Origin of the sequence: Tepidimonas sp., assembly GCF_036824975.1 — a bacterium.
Taxonomy (GTDB): domain Bacteria; phylum Pseudomonadota; class Gammaproteobacteria; order Burkholderiales; family Burkholderiaceae_C; genus Tepidimonas.
The window spans coordinates 22400-35502 of the sequence record NZ_DAISZC010000013.1 but is presented as its reverse complement, the minus strand read 5'-3'; the positions used below and the strand labels follow the sequence as shown (position 1 = coordinate 35502).

Below are 13103 nucleotides of genomic sequence, written 5' to 3'. Positions count from 1 at the left end.
ATGACAGGATCGGCTACCATCGCCGGCGTGTGGTGCGCGTGGGCGCGCCGTGCCCCGCCCGCAGCCGAACCCGCCCCCCGGAGCGTAACCGATGACCGATGTGACAGCCCAGCCGGAGATGGGCGCAACGCTCAAGCTCTCTCCCTGCCCGCCGGTGCCTGTGGCCGATGACGGCAGCGTGCCGCTGAAACTGCGTCGTGTCGCCATCGACACGTATCGCGAAAACGTTGCCTACTTGCACCGGGACTGCGAGATCTACCGTGCCGAGGGCTTTCAGGCCCTGTCCAAGGTGGAGGTGCGCGCCAACGGGCGCAAGGTGCTGGCCACGCTCAACGTCACGCTCGACCCGCGCATCGTCAAATGCGATGAGGTCGGCCTGTCGATCGACGCTTTTGCCCAGCTCGGGGTCGAGCCCGGCCATCCGGCCACGATCTCGCAGGCCGAGCCGCCGGCGTCGATGGCGGCGCTGCACCGCAAGATCAGCGGCGAGCGCCTCGGGCGCGCCGAGTTTCGCGCCATCGTGCGCGACATCGCCGAGCGCCGCTACTCCAAGATCGAGCTGTCGGCTTTCGTCGTCGCCACCCAGGCCGGCGAGCTCGACCGCGAGGAGGTGTACTTCCTGACCGAGGCCATGATCGAGGCTGGCCAGCGCCTGGACTGGCGCGAGCGGCTGGTGGTGGACAAGCACTGCATCGGTGGCATTCCGGGCAACCGCACCTCGATGCTGGTGGTGCCGATCGTCGCCGCGCATGGGCTGGTGTGTCCCAAGACCTCGTCGCGTGCCATTACCTCGCCGGCCGGTACCGCCGACACCATGGAGGTACTGGCCGAGGTCGAACTGCCGATTGAGCGACTGCAGGACATCGTGCGCGAGCACCGCGGCTGCCTGGCCTGGGGCGGCACCGCGCATTTGTCCCCGGCCGACGATGTGCTGATCGCCGTCGAGCGGCCGCTGTCGCTTGATTCCCCCAGCCAGATGGTGGCCTCGATACTGAGCAAGAAGGTGGCGGCTGGCTCCAACCACATCGTGCTCGACATCCCGGTGGGGCCGACGGCGAAGGTGCGCTCGATGCCCGACGCGCAACGCCTGCGGCGGCTGTTCGAGTACGTGGCGCGCCGGCTGGGCATTTCGGTGGACGTGGTGATTACCGACGGGCGCCAACCGATCGGGCAGGGCATCGGCCCGGTGCTGGAGGCGCGCGACGTCATGCGCGTGCTGCAGAACCACCCACTGGCGCCGATGGATCTGCGCCAGAAGGCGCTGCGGCTGGCTGGCCGCCTGCTCGAGTGCGATCCCGACATCCGCGGCGGCGATGGCTACGGCATTGCACGCGACATTCTCGACTCGGGTCGGGCGCTGGACAAGATGATGGCGTTGATTGCCGCCCAAGGCGCGCGCCCGTTCGATCCGGAGCGGCCGCCGCTGGCACGGCTGACCTTCGAGGTCACGGCGCCGCGCGACGGGGTGGTGACCGGTATCGATAACCTGCAGATTGCCCGTATAGCGCGGCTGGCCGGCGCACCCAAGGTGCCAGGCGCGGGCGTGGATCTGGCGCGCAAGCTGGGCGAGCCGGTGCGCGCGGGCGAGCTGCTGTACCGTGTTTACGCCGAATTTCCCGCCGACCGCGGCTTTGCGTGGGAGGCCAGCCATCGCCACAGCGGCTACCAGATCGGCGAGCCGCACGAGGTCCCACACGTGTTCGTGGAATTCTGAACATGCCGCTGTTGCTGTGCTGCGACGACGAAACGGGGCCGGCCGGGCGGCTGCTGACGGCGCTGCGAGCGCTGGACGGCGACGACGCGCGCGAGCCCTGGACGCTGGCGGTTATCGACCGCCACCGCTTCCCCGACGGGGAATGGCGGCTACGGCTGCCGGCTTGCATGCCGGCGGCAGTGGCGGTCTACCGCAGCCTGCACCAGCCCAACGAGAAGCTGGTGGAGCTGCTGCTGGCCGCGCCGGCAGCGCGCGAACTGGGCGCGCAGCGCCTGTGGCTGGTGGCGCCGTATCTGGCCTACATGCGCCAGGACATGGCCTTCACGCCCGGCGAGGTGGTCAGCCAGCGTCACCTGGGGCGCTGGCTGGCAGCGGCATTCGACGGGCTCATCACCGTCGATCCGCATCTGCACCGCGTGGCGACCCTGGCCGAGGCGGTGCCGCTCGGCGATGCCCAGGCGCTCAGCGCGGCGCCGCTGCTGGCGCAGGCCATCGTAGCGCGGCGGCCAGGCGCGCTGCTGCTGGGCCCGGACGAAGAGTCGGCCCAGTGGGTGCAGCAGGCCGCTGCGACCGTTGGGCTGCAGGCCGCGGTCTGCCGCAAGGTGCGCCGCGGCGACCGTGATGTGCAGGTCGAGCTGCCGGCACTGGATGTGCGCGGCCGCGCGGTGGTGATTCTGGACGACATGGCCAGCACCGGGCGGACGGTGGCACGGGCCGCGGCCGCGCTGCGGGCGGCGGGTGCTGTGTCGGTGGACGTGGCGGTAACGCATGCGCTGTTCGTCGGCGACGCGCTGGCGGTGATGCAGGCCGCCGGCGTGGGCGAAGTCTGGAGTACCGACAGTGTCCCCCACGCCAGCAACACGGTGGCGCTGGCGCCGCTACTGGCCGCGGCGCTTCAGCGATCGGTGCGCAGCGTAGCCGGCAGCGGCACTGCGGCCGGCGCTGCATGCCGGTAGCCACGGCCGCCAACCGCTCAGCCGATCAGCCGCCGCACGCGCTGCCGTGGTCAGTGGGGGATCTCTTGGTCTTAGCTGTGGATGCCCACCCTGTCGATCGTGCCGTCGCGCACATGGCGCACACTCAGTTCGGCCGGTCCCCAGCGCAGTTGATCGCCCTCCACCGGCGGGTGCACACAGGTATAACGAAACCACTCACCGACCGTCAGCTGCTCGTCGTGTACCGGTGGCCAGTCGTAGAAGCGGCACAGCGCGGCCATCGGGGTGTCGGCAGGTACCTCGGTCGCCGTACACCTGGCGTGCCGACACCGTGTCGTTGCGGTCGGGCAGCACCACGCCGGCGCGGCGCGCTGCCCACGGCAGTGTGGTGCCCTGTAGCAGCAGCGAGGCCAATACCACGACGAAGGCGATATGGAAAAACGTCTTGGCACCATCGACCTCAGCCATGAGCGGAAACACGGCCAGCACGATCGGCACCGCGCCGCGCAGGCCCACCCACGCGATGAAGGCGATGTCGTGCGGCGGGAACCGAAACGGCCACAGGCACAGCCACACCGCCACCGGGCGGGCCAGCCCCATAAGCACCGCCGCCACGCCCAGCGCCGGCAGCCAGGTACGCAGCGCCTCGCTCGGCGTCACCAGCAGGCCCAACAGCAGGAACATGCCCGCCTGCGCCATCCAGGCGTAGCCGTCCATGGCCTGCAGGGCCGGTGCCACCGAGCCGCGCGCGCGGTTGCCCACCACCAGCCCGAAGACATAAACGGCCAAAAACCCCGACCCGCCGATCCAGGTGGTGAAGGCAAACACGGCCAGCCCGGCCGACAGCAGCAACAGCGCGCGTACCCCGCCGGCTGGACGCGTGACTCGCGCCAGCCAGCGCAAACCGTTGGCCAGCGCCCAGCCCAGACCCGCTCCCACCAGCAGGCCCCAGCCAAACGGCTGCAACAAAGCCAGCACGCTCGACCACAGCGTGGCCGCCGACGGCGCCGTCGGCGCACTGACCAGGCCAATGAGGGCCAGTGTCAAAAACACCGCCATCGGGTCGTTCAGTCCCGACTCGATCTCCAACGTGGAGGCCACGCGCTCGTCGAGCCGTACTTCCGAGGTTTGCAACAACGAAAACATCGCGGCGGCGGTCGAGCCGACGATGGCTCCCAGCAGTAGCGCCAGCCGCCAGTCCAGGTCCAGCAGCAACCAAACGCCTAGCCCGGCGAGCGCCGCGCTGACCACCACGCCCACGGTGGCTAGCAGCAGTGCGGGGCGCAGCCCGGTGCGGAAGGTGGCCTCACGCGTGCGCAGCCCGCCGTCGAGCAAGATCACGGCCAGCGCCACGTTGCCCACCCAAAACGCCAGCCGGAAGTCCTCGAACGCCACACCGCCGGGGCCATCCTCGCCCAGCAACATGCCCGCCACCAAAAACACCAGCAGGAAGGAAAGCCCCAGCCGAGCCGAAAACAGCCCCGCCACCAGGCTTACCAGCAGCAGAGCCGCCGCGGTCAACAACGGCAGCGCCAAAAAATCCAGCGACATCTTCATGGTGACCCAACCGTAGCAGAATCCGGGCCATGACGACGCGCGTGCTGGCTCTGGGCGGCGGGTGCTTCTGGTGCACCGAGGCGGTGTTCGACCGCGTGCGCGGCATACTGGACGTCGAATCGGGCTACTGCAACGGGCAGGCTGAGCAGCCCAGCTACGAGCAGGTCTGTACCGGCACCACGGGGTGTGTGGAGGTGGTGCGGCTGGTGTATGACCCCACGGTGATCGACGAGCGCACGCTGCTGACGATCTTCTTTGCCACGCACGACCCCACCACGCCCAACCGGCAGGGCGCGGATGTCGGCACCCAGTATCGCAGCGGCGTCTACTGGACCGAGCCCTTGCAGGCTAACGTGGCGCGCGCGCTGATGGCCGAACTGCAGGCCAGCGGGATGTTGGGTGCCCCGCTGGTCACCGAGGTCGAGCCGTTGCGCCACTATTGGCCTGCCGAGGATTACCATCAGAATTTTTACGCCCGTCACCCGTATCACGGCTATTGCTTGGCGGTGGCCGCGCCCAAGGTGGCCAAGCTACGGCGCGACTTTGCTCGCTGGCTCAAGCCCGATGCGGGCTAAGTGCCGCCTGCCACCACCGCCGCTGCGGGCCGGGGGGCGGACGTTTCCGCGCAGGGGTGCCCACCGCCTACCCCGCTGAGCCGCTGTCGAGGAGGCGGACGTCACGCGCGCGGCGTGGGCGGGCTGCTTGCGTCCCACACGGGTCGGCGCAAAGGCGGGCGTCGCCCACGCGGCAGTCCCGGCAGCGCCGCCCCGCTACACTGGCAGTCGTGAACGTTGCCGATCATCCCGTTTTCCAGTCACTGGTGCCCGTGTTCTTGCTCATCGGCGCCGGGGTGCTGGCGGGTCGGCGCGGCTGGGTTGGCGCGGGCGCAATCAAAGAGCTGTCCAACTTGGTCTTTTTGCTGCTGATCCCGGCGCTGCTGTTTCGCACCATGAGCCAGGTGCGGCTCGGCAGCCTCGACTGGCGTCCCATCGCGGCCTACTTCAGCGCCGTGCTGCCGTGGTTTGCGCTGCAAATCGTCTGGCGCGGCTTCACATCGCGCGGTATCGTGCTGGCGCTGGGGGGGACGTTCTCGAATCTGGTGATGATCGGCATCGCCCTGGTGGGCCTGGCTTATGGGCAGCCGGGGCTGGTGACGCTGCTGACCCTGATTGCGGTGCACGCGCTGATTCTGCTGACGGCGGCGTCGGTGGCGCTGGAGCTGGCCGATGCCCGGCAGCGCGCTGGTACGCAGGCGCTGGACTGTCGGCGTCTGTGGCGCGCCACGTGGTCGGCGGTGCGCAGTTCGGTCATCCACCCGATTCCGCTGCCGATTGCCTGCGGGCTGCTGTGGGGTGCCTCGGGGCTGGCGCTGCCCTCGGTGGTGGATCGGCCGCTGCATCTGCTGGGGCAGGCGTTTGGGCCGCTGGCGTTGGTGCTGGTCGGCATCAGTCTGGCGCACACGCCGCTGCGCGGCCGCTGGCGCGAGGCGCTGGGGGTGGCGCTGGCCAAAAACGTGGCCGTGCCGGTGCTGGTGGGCCTGTCGGCGTGGGCATGGGGTCTGCGCGGCCTGCCGCTGACTGTGCTGGTGGTGGCCGCCGCGGTGCCGGTAGGGGCCAACGTGTTTCTGTTTGCACAGCGCTACCACGTGGCGCAGGCCGAAGTGACCGCTGCCACGGCAGTATCGACGGCGTTGTCGGTGGTGACGCTGAGCGTGGCGATGCTGGTGATGGGGGCATTGACTGCGTGATCGCTGGCGGCTTACTGGCTGATGCGCAACACCCAGCGCTTACCGCTGCACAGGTGGCCGTGGCAGGCGGCTCACTGGCTGATGCGCAGCCCTTCCTCGATCTGGTACTCGAAGTAGCGCTGAAAGCTAAAAGCCAGTGACGCCATGAAAGCGGTGGCTCCGACCATCAGCGCCAGCACCACCGCGATCACGGTGAGCCACTGCGTCGCGCCAGCCGGGGCATCCGGCGACAGTCCCGGGTTGTGGCGGGCATTCCAGCGTTCGGCGGGCATCAGCGCATAGACGATGGCCGCCAGGCAGGCGGCCACCAGGCTGGCGCCCAGCAGCGGCAGCAGCACCCACGACAGTTTGTCGTCCTGCCCGTAGGTCAGCACCCGGTCCACCCCCCATAGGCCCAGCGCGGTAGGGATGGCGTGCGCCCAGCCCCAGACATCGCCCATGCCGTACAGATAAAAACGGTGCCAACCCAAGCCTCCCCCGAGGAAGGCGAGCCAAGCCGCGACGGTTTTGTTGCGCGGGCGACAGGGGTGTTCGCAGGGGCGTGACATGGGCAAGCGTCAGCAGCGGGTGGCGGAGGGTGGTTGTGAGGGGGCGGTGCCAGGGAACGTGCCACGTGGGCGGGGTGGGCGCGTGCCCGGCGCCGTGCTCTGGTGGGTGGGTGGCCACGTCATCCCTGCCATCGCTTGGGAGTGGCAGCTATGGCGCGGGTTCCCGATGGGCACATCAGGGGTCGGCTGGCGGGGCGCGATCGCCCCAGCCGAGGGATTTTTCCATCAGCACGATATCCAGCCAGCGGCCGAATTTCCAGCCGCAGGCGCGTACCACGCCAACCCGCTCAAAGCCTAGCGCCGTGTGCAGCCCGATCGAGCCGACGTTGGCCGAGTCGCCGATGACCGCCATCACCTTGCGGATGCCGCGCTGCTCCAGCTGCCCCAGCAGCTCGGCCAGCAGGGCGCGGCCAATGCCCTGGCCGGCGGCGTCGGGGGCCACGTAAATCGAATCTTCCACTGAGTAGCGGTAGGCCGGCCGCGGCTTGAACCAGTTGCCGTAGGCAAAACCCAGGACCTGCCCCGCGCGCTCGGCCACCAGCCATGGCAGGTGCTTGTCCAGCACGTCGGCGCGGCGCACTGCCATCTCGGCGACGCTGGGCGGGGTGGTTTCGAAGGTGCCGGTGCCGTGCAGCACATGGTGGCCGTACAGGGCCGCGATGGCGGGCAGGTCGTCGTCGCGGCTGGGGCGGATCAGCAGGGGATTCACGGGGTGCGGGATATAATAGCCGGTTTGCAACGTTTCTCTGGCCGGGTGGCCAGTTGCCGTGTCTTAGGCGTTGCCTTTCCGTCTCGTCGAACAGTTCGCAAGGATAACCTATGGTCGTGATCCGACTCGCCCGTGGCGGCTCCAAGGCCCGCCCGTTCTACCATATCGTCGTTGCCGACAAACGCTGCCGTCGCGACGGCCGCTTCATCGAGCGCATTGGCTTTTACAACCCCATTGCCCGTGGCAACGACGTGCCGCTGAACATCGCGCAGGACCGTCTGGCCTACTGGCTGGGCGTGGGGGCGCAGCCGTCCGAGACGGTGCAGCGCCTCATCAAGCAGGCGCCCAAGCCGGTTGCCGCCGAGGCGGCCGCAGCCTGACGACAGCGGCGCGATGACCGACGCACAGCCTTGGCAAGCTGTGGTGCTGCCGGCCGATGCGGTGGCGGTCGGTCATGTGCAGGACGCCTGGGGCGTGCACGGCTGGGTGCGCGTGCACAGTCTCAGCGCCAGTGCCGATGCGCTGCGCCATGCGCGGCGCTGGTTTCTCACCCCGCCCGATGCGGCAACGCCGCGGGCCCGCGCCTTCGATGCCTTCGATGGCGCTGTTGAAGTCACGGTGGCGCAGGTGCGCTGGCACGGGGATGGTTTGGTGGCCCGGCTCGAAGGGGTGGGAGAGCGAACCCAGGCCGAGCGCCTGCGGGGCGCCCGCATCCACATCGCGCGGGCCGATTTTCCGCCCACGCACGATCCCGACGAGTTTTACTGGGTCGACTTAATCGGCCTGTCCGTGGTCAACCGCGAAGGGGTGGTCCTGGGCGTCGTGGACGACCTGCTGTCCACCGGCCCACATGCGGTGCTGTGTGTGCGCCACGGGCAAGGTGGCGACGCGGTGCAGCGCCTGATTCCGTTTGTGCGCGCCTACGTCGATGCGGTCGATCTGGCGGCGCGCCGCATCGCCGTCGATTGGCAGCCCGATTACTGAGTCCGTTCGCGCACGGCGGCGGGGCCGCGAACCGAGCATGCGCTTTGACGTCATCACGCTGTTTCCGGAACTCATCGAGCCGTTCCTGCGCACCGGCGTGACCCGCCGCGCGTTCGACAGTGGCGCGGTGGAGGTGCGGGTGTGGCCGTTGCGTGCATACGCCGACGGCAACTACCGGCGTGTCGATGACCGCCCGTTTGGTGGCGGCCCGGGCATGGTGATGCTGCCCGAGCCGTTGTACCGCTGCTGGCAGGCGGTGCGGGCCGACCGTGGGCTGCCGCCGCGGCGCGCGCCGGGGGCGGCGGTGGATGTGCCCACCGTACTGTTCGCCCCGGCGGGCGCGGTGCTGTCGCACGCCACGGTGGCGCGCTGGGCGCGACCGTCGCAGCCCGGCGCCATTTTGGTGTGTGGGCGCTACGAGGGGGTGGACCAGCGCTTCGTTGACGCTTGCGTGGACGAGCTCATCAGCCTTGGGGATTTCGTGCTCTCCGGCGGAGAGATCGCGGCGGTGGCCCTGCTGGATGCGGTTGCGCGCTTGCAGCCCGGCGTGCTGGGGGACGCCGACAGCGCCTCGCAGGACAGTTTCCATCCGGCTTTGGACGGGCTTCTGGACTGCCCGCACTACACGCGGCCAGAAGTCTGGCCGGGGCCTGCCGGGCCGATGGCGGTACCGTCGGTGCTGTTGTCAGGACACCACGCCCACATCGAGGCTTGGCGCCGACAGCAGCGCCTGCTGGCGACGGCACGTGCGCGCCCTGACCTGCTGGCGCAGGCCCGCCAGGCGGGGCGGCTGAGCGAGACCGACGAACGTTGGTTGGCCCAGACCCTTGGGTTATAATTAAAGGCTTTGATCCTCTGTCCGGCTTCGGAGGCTGGCAGCTCCGGGCGGAGCCGCGCAAGGGCGCGGTTTCGTGCAACAGTGCAGCGCGGTCATGATCACGGTGTCATCATGAACCTGATCCAGATTCTCGAGCAGGAAGAAATCGCTCGTCTCAACAAAGAAATCCCCGAGTTTGGCCCCGGCGACACGGTGGTCGTCAACGTCAACGTCATCGAAGGCAACAAAAAGCGCGTGCAGGCCTACGAAGGCGTGGTGATCGCCAAGCGCAACCGGGGCCTGAACTCCAGCTTCATCGTGCGCAAGATCTCCAACGGCGAAGGCGTCGAGCGCACGTTTCCGCTGTACAGCCCGCTGATTGCCAGCATCCAGGTCAAGCGCCGCGGCGACGTGCGCCGCGCCAAGCTGTACTACCTGCGCGGCCGCTCCGGCAAGTCCGCCCGCATCAAAGAAAAGTTGGGTGCTTAAGCGCCCAACTTTTGTCAAAAACTGGGCTTGTCCAGCGCCCGGCTGTCACCCAATGCTGGACGCAAACCGTGCTCGGCAGCCCCAATAGACCATTCGGGCCGCGGGTGAGCGTCTGAAAGTGGCACGGAGCCGCCCAGTGGTGCCCGAAGGGCGCACGGCAGCCTGCGGTACCGCGTTTGCCCAGAGAAGCTGGACGCGCAGGCGTCCGCTTCCCGTGCTGGTGCGGGTGCCGAAGGGTGGACGGAGGGCGCGCCTCCACTCAATGCACCGCCTCGACGGCGCTGACCGATGGCGGCGCTGGCTCGTGTCCATTTGCACCCGCCAGACGCAGCGCCAGTTGCTGCAACGCCTCGATCAGCTGCTGCTGCGCCGCCTGCAGCTGCGCATCGCTGTCGGCGTCCGCTGGGTCGCTGGACTGCCACCAGCGCTCGGCCGCATCGTGCAGGCGTTGATGGGCAGCGACGAAGGCCGCGTATTCAGGCCAGTCCTGGGCGCTGGCCGGCAGCGCCTCGAGCAGCATCCGCTGTACTGCGCAGTCGTGTGCGGGCGGCAGCGGGGCGGTTCGGGCCTGCAGGTGCAAAAACGCGGCGCGGTGTTCCACCTCTATCCGCGCCATCAGGTTGATCCAAGGCGAGCCGAGCAATCGCGCCCAAGTGTGCCACTGGGCCGGGGCAGCCCAGCGCCGCACCCATTCTGGCCACTCCGATACGGGCATGGGGCGGGCGATACCGTAGCCCTGCGCGGTGGCCGCACCCAGCCGCAGCAGCAGCGTTGCCTGCTCCAGCGTCTCGACCCCTTCGGCCACGATGTGCAGCCCAAACGCCCGTCCCAGTGCGATGATGCCGTCGATGATGCGCAGGTCGTCCGGATCCTCGAAGACGTCGCGCACGAAGCTTTGGTCGATTTTGACGACGTGGGCCGGCAGCCGCTTCAGATACGACAGTGACGAGTAGCCGGTGCCGAAATCGTCGATGGCGATGCGCACACCCAACTGGTCGCAACGCTGCAAGATGCGCTCCAGCTGGTCGATGCCGTCGAGGGCGCCGCTTTCGGTGATTTCGAGCTCCAGACAGCGCGGATCGACCCGCGGGTGGTTGGCCAAGGTCCGCTCCAGCCGCTCGGTGAATGCCGGATCGCGCAGTTGGCGCGCGGCCACGTTGATCGACAGCAGCGCACCGCTGCACGGGCCATCGCGCCATTGCTCGAGGATATCGAGGGCGCGCTCGAGCACCCACTGACCGACGTCGACCATGACGGCGTCGTCTTCGATCATGGGCAGGAACGCCCCGGGCGCCAGCAGGCCGCGGCTGGGATGCTGCCAGCGCAGCAGCGCTTCCGCCCCCTCGACTTTGCCGTCGGTCAACCGCACCCGTGGTTGCAGAAACAGCGTGAACTCCTGCTGCGCGAGTGCGCGCCGTACCTCAGCCACCAGCTCCGCGTGGGCTGCGGCGGCCTGGTCTTCGCGCGGATCGTAGGCCACCCAACGTCCGCGTCCGTCCCGTTTGGCGCGATACAGCGCCTGATCGGCGTGGCGCAGCAGCACTTCGGCGTCGGCGTCGTCGTGTGGAAAAACGGTCACGCCCGCACTGGCACCCAACGTAAGCCCCAAGCGCTGGCCGGCGTCGACGCAGGTCTGCAACAGCCGGTTGACGATGGACGTCCAGTCGTCGCTGGCGTCCAGATCGACCAGCACGGCGACGAACTCGTCGCCCCCAAGCCGCGCCAGGGTATCGCCTTCGCGCAAGCTGGCGCGCAGCGCCTCGGCCAGCTGGCGCAACAGTCGGTCGGCGTGTTCGTGTCCCCAGCGTTCGTTGATCGACTTGAAGTCGTCCAAGTCCAGGTATGCCACCACCACCTGCCGGTGGTGCCGGCGCGCCATGGCCAGCGCCAGCTCCAGACGGTCGGCCAGCAGGTTGCGGTTGGGCAGCCCGGTCAACAGGTCGTAATGCGCCTGGTGCAGCAGCGCCTGCTGCTGTGCCTTCAGTTCGCTGATGTCTTGGGCGATGATGAGGTAACGCAGGATGCGGTTGTTGGCATCGCGCACGACCGTAATCGTCTCGATTACCGGCAGCTCGCTGCCGTCGGCACGGCGCCATGTCGATTCCCCGTGCCAGCGCCCCTCGCGCCGCAACTGCTGCAGCAGGCGGCGCCAACCGCGCACGCCACTGCCCGCATCGACACGCCACGGCAGGTTGGCGGCGCCGATGAGGGCCTGGCGGTCGTAACCGCTCAGGCGCTCCATGGCCGCGTTGACCTGCTGCACCACGCCCCGCTCGTCGAGGACGACGATCGCCTCACCAGCGTCCTCGAACACGCTGGCGGCGATGGTGCGCGCCTCCTCCAGCGCCACCGCTTCGGTGACGTCGCGGGCCAGGCCCGACACCGTCAGCGCCCGTCCGCTGACGGGATCGCGCGCGGTCACCCGGGCCCAAATCTCGACCCATTTCCAGGAGCCATCGGCGTGCCGCAGCCGCAGGCGCACATCGGCGTCGGGCAGCTGGCGGCGCAGGTACTCACGCAGCAGCTGCTGCAGTCGCTCGCGGTCATCTGGGTGCAGCCAGTCCGTCCAGACGGACAGCGGTATCGGCTGGCCAGCGTGCTGGGAGTGCCCCAACCAGGCCAAAGCACGGGCACACAGCGTCACGGTGCCGGCGCTGACGTCCCAGCGGATGCGCGCCAGCCGGGCGCCACGCAGGGTGTCTTCCAGTTCGGTGGCCAGCTGCTGCCGCTGGCGCGCCAGGCGGCGCAGCTGCAAGCTGATGATGCCCAGCACGACCGTGGCCAGCGCAAGCGCTGCACCGGCTCCCATCGCTATGGTGGTGCGGGCGCGTTCGGCATGCACCGCCGCTGCGGTGCGCTGCGCCACCAGCGACTCGAGCCGGTTCTGGTAGCGCTGCAATTCGGCCTGTAGCGAGGCCGAGCGGCTCTCGGGCAGCAACACCGACAGCAGCAGTCGGCGCCCGTCGATTTCCACCGGCGAGCTGTGCACCTCCACCGTCACCACATCGCCCGAGGCCAGGCGGTGCGGAAAGACGAAAAACTGCCGTCCCTGTTCCCGCGCCCGCGCCATTTCGGCGCGAATTTCGTCAGCGTTGAGTTGATTGATGCGCTGGATGTTGAGCGTGCCCTGGGCCAGCTCCGGGTAGCCGTAGAAGCGCTGCGCCGCCGCATTGGCGCTGATGATGAGGCCCGAGTCGGGATCGATGAGCCACATGGGCAGGGCATGCTGCTGCAGCGGCGCGGGCAGCACGGGTGTGTTGGCGACCGCTGGCGCGGCGGCTGCCGACCACCCCAGCGCGACCCCACCCAGCCACCCCAGCAGCCATCGCAGGCACCACCTCAACATCGTCGGATATCGACCCCGCGCCACAGCCCCCGGCGAGGTCGGGCTTGCCAGCCGCCACTGCCCAATCGCTGGGCGATGAGCCCCTGCCGGCCGAAACCGGGACGCAGGCGCGGTGTCGTGGGCGGGAGGCATGATGAAGCGGGCGAATCGGGCTGCCATGATAGCGCCCAGGGGCGGTATGAAAAAGGCCAGCGCGACAGGGACGTGCCCAAAATGTCACATGGCGTGGGGGATGAGTTCAGAGGTGTGCTAAGGTT

The 13103-nt window shown here is 68.9% G+C and carries 13 protein-coding genes; 8 read left to right on the top strand and 5 right to left on the bottom strand.

What is annotated here, in order from left to right; translation table 11 throughout:
- The first annotated feature begins 91 nt into the window (after window positions 1-91).
- The gene (locus V7Z54_RS02960) at window positions 92-1714 is read left to right on the top strand and encodes a thymidine phosphorylase family protein (protein WP_443082415.1); all 1623 of its coding nucleotides are present in this window, start codon (window positions 92-94) and stop codon (window positions 1712-1714) included.
- Window positions 1715-1716: 2 nt separating this feature from the next.
- A complete protein-coding gene (locus V7Z54_RS02955) occupies window positions 1717-2670 on the top strand; it encodes a ribose-phosphate diphosphokinase (RefSeq protein WP_443082414.1) in 954 nt (317 codons plus the stop codon).
- Between the two features lie 71 nt (window positions 2671-2741).
- On the opposite strand, the gene V7Z54_RS02950 is transcribed toward V7Z54_RS02955, so the two are convergent.
- A complete protein-coding gene (locus V7Z54_RS02950; protein ID WP_334134252.1) occupies window positions 2742-2930 on the bottom strand; it encodes a hypothetical protein in 189 nt (62 codons plus the stop codon).
- Window positions 2866-4206 (bottom strand): potassium/proton antiporter, encoded by a 1341-nt coding sequence (locus tag V7Z54_RS02945; RefSeq protein WP_334134250.1) that lies wholly within the window; start codon window positions 4204-4206, stop codon window positions 2866-2868. The genes V7Z54_RS02950 and V7Z54_RS02945 overlap by 65 nt, the downstream gene beginning before the upstream one ends.
- A gap of 29 nt (window positions 4207-4235) precedes the next feature.
- On the opposite strand from V7Z54_RS02945, the gene msrA reads away from it, so the two are divergent.
- Window positions 4236-4781, top strand: coding sequence for a peptide-methionine (S)-S-oxide reductase MsrA (gene msrA / locus V7Z54_RS02940; RefSeq protein ID WP_334134248.1), 546 nt, complete (start codon window positions 4236-4238; stop codon window positions 4779-4781).
- A gap of 209 nt (window positions 4782-4990) precedes the next feature.
- Window positions 4991-5953 carry an AEC family transporter gene (locus V7Z54_RS02935; protein WP_334134247.1) on the top strand — a complete coding sequence of 321 codons (963 nt, stop codon included), beginning with the start codon at window positions 4991-4993 and terminating at the stop codon, window positions 5951-5953.
- 71 nt (window positions 5954-6024) lie between these two features.
- Here the strand turns inward: V7Z54_RS02935 and V7Z54_RS02930 are convergent, their stop codons facing one another.
- On the bottom strand, window positions 6025-6501 hold the full coding sequence (locus V7Z54_RS02930) for a hypothetical protein (protein ID WP_334134245.1): 477 nt from the start codon (window positions 6499-6501) through the stop codon (window positions 6025-6027).
- Window positions 6502-6676: 175 nt separating this feature from the next.
- The gene (locus tag V7Z54_RS02925) at window positions 6677-7210 is read right to left on the bottom strand and encodes a GNAT family N-acetyltransferase (protein WP_334134244.1); all 534 of its coding nucleotides are present in this window, start codon (window positions 7208-7210) and stop codon (window positions 6677-6679) included.
- 110 nt (window positions 7211-7320) lie between these two features.
- Here V7Z54_RS02925 and rpsP point away from each other — a divergent pair, with 110 nt between their 5' ends.
- The 4 genes from rpsP (at window position 7321) to rplS (ending at window position 9500) form a co-directional block, all read left to right on the top strand.
- Complete coding sequence (gene rpsP / locus V7Z54_RS02920) at window positions 7321-7590, top strand: 30S ribosomal protein S16 (protein WP_334134242.1); 270 nt, start codon at window positions 7321-7323, stop codon at window positions 7588-7590.
- 13 nt (window positions 7591-7603) lie between these two features.
- Window positions 7604-8194: a ribosome maturation factor RimM gene (gene rimM, locus V7Z54_RS02915; protein WP_334134240.1), complete on the top strand. Its 591-nt coding sequence runs from the start codon at window positions 7604-7606 to the stop codon at window positions 8192-8194.
- A gap of 37 nt (window positions 8195-8231) precedes the next feature.
- Complete coding sequence (trmD, locus tag V7Z54_RS02910) at window positions 8232-9032, top strand: tRNA (guanosine(37)-N1)-methyltransferase TrmD (protein WP_334134238.1); 801 nt, start codon at window positions 8232-8234, stop codon at window positions 9030-9032.
- 111 nt (window positions 9033-9143) lie between these two features.
- The gene (gene rplS, locus V7Z54_RS02905) at window positions 9144-9500 is read left to right on the top strand and encodes a 50S ribosomal protein L19 (RefSeq protein ID WP_334134236.1); all 357 of its coding nucleotides are present in this window, start codon (window positions 9144-9146) and stop codon (window positions 9498-9500) included.
- A gap of 259 nt (window positions 9501-9759) precedes the next feature.
- On the opposite strand, the gene V7Z54_RS02900 is transcribed toward rplS, so the two are convergent.
- The gene (locus V7Z54_RS02900) at window positions 9760-12714 is read right to left on the bottom strand and encodes a sensor domain-containing protein (protein WP_334134234.1); all 2955 of its coding nucleotides are present in this window, start codon (window positions 12712-12714) and stop codon (window positions 9760-9762) included.
- Window positions 12715-13103 lie beyond the last annotated feature (389 nt).

What these genes read in the sequence shown, in the direction of transcription:
- V7Z54_RS02960 (WP_443082415.1), top strand. Translation starts at nt 92, where the DNA reads ATGACCGATGTGACAGCCCAGCCGGAGATGGGCGCAACGCTCAAGCTC.
- V7Z54_RS02955 (WP_443082414.1), top strand. Translation starts at nt 1,717, where the DNA reads ATGCCGCTGTTGCTGTGCTGCGACGACGAAACGGGGCCGGCCGGGCGG.
- V7Z54_RS02950 (WP_334134252.1), bottom strand. Translation starts at nt 2,930, where the DNA reads ATGGCCGCGCTGTGCCGCTTCTACGACTGGCCACCGGTACACGACGAG.
- V7Z54_RS02945 (WP_334134250.1), bottom strand. Translation starts at nt 4,206, where the DNA reads ATGAAGATGTCGCTGGATTTTTTGGCGCTGCCGTTGTTGACCGCGGCG.
- msrA (WP_334134248.1), top strand. Translation starts at nt 4,236, where the DNA reads ATGACGACGCGCGTGCTGGCTCTGGGCGGCGGGTGCTTCTGGTGCACC.
- V7Z54_RS02930 (WP_334134245.1), bottom strand. Translation starts at nt 6,501, where the DNA reads ATGTCACGCCCCTGCGAACACCCCTGTCGCCCGCGCAACAAAACCGTC.
- rpsP (WP_334134242.1), top strand. Translation starts at nt 7,321, where the DNA reads ATGGTCGTGATCCGACTCGCCCGTGGCGGCTCCAAGGCCCGCCCGTTC.
- rimM (WP_334134240.1), top strand. Translation starts at nt 7,604, where the DNA reads ATGACCGACGCACAGCCTTGGCAAGCTGTGGTGCTGCCGGCCGATGCG.
- trmD (WP_334134238.1), top strand. Translation starts at nt 8,232, where the DNA reads ATGCGCTTTGACGTCATCACGCTGTTTCCGGAACTCATCGAGCCGTTC.
- rplS (WP_334134236.1), top strand. Translation starts at nt 9,144, where the DNA reads ATGAACCTGATCCAGATTCTCGAGCAGGAAGAAATCGCTCGTCTCAAC.
- V7Z54_RS02900 (WP_334134234.1), bottom strand. Translation starts at nt 12,714, where the DNA reads ATGTGGCTCATCGATCCCGACTCGGGCCTCATCATCAGCGCCAATGCG.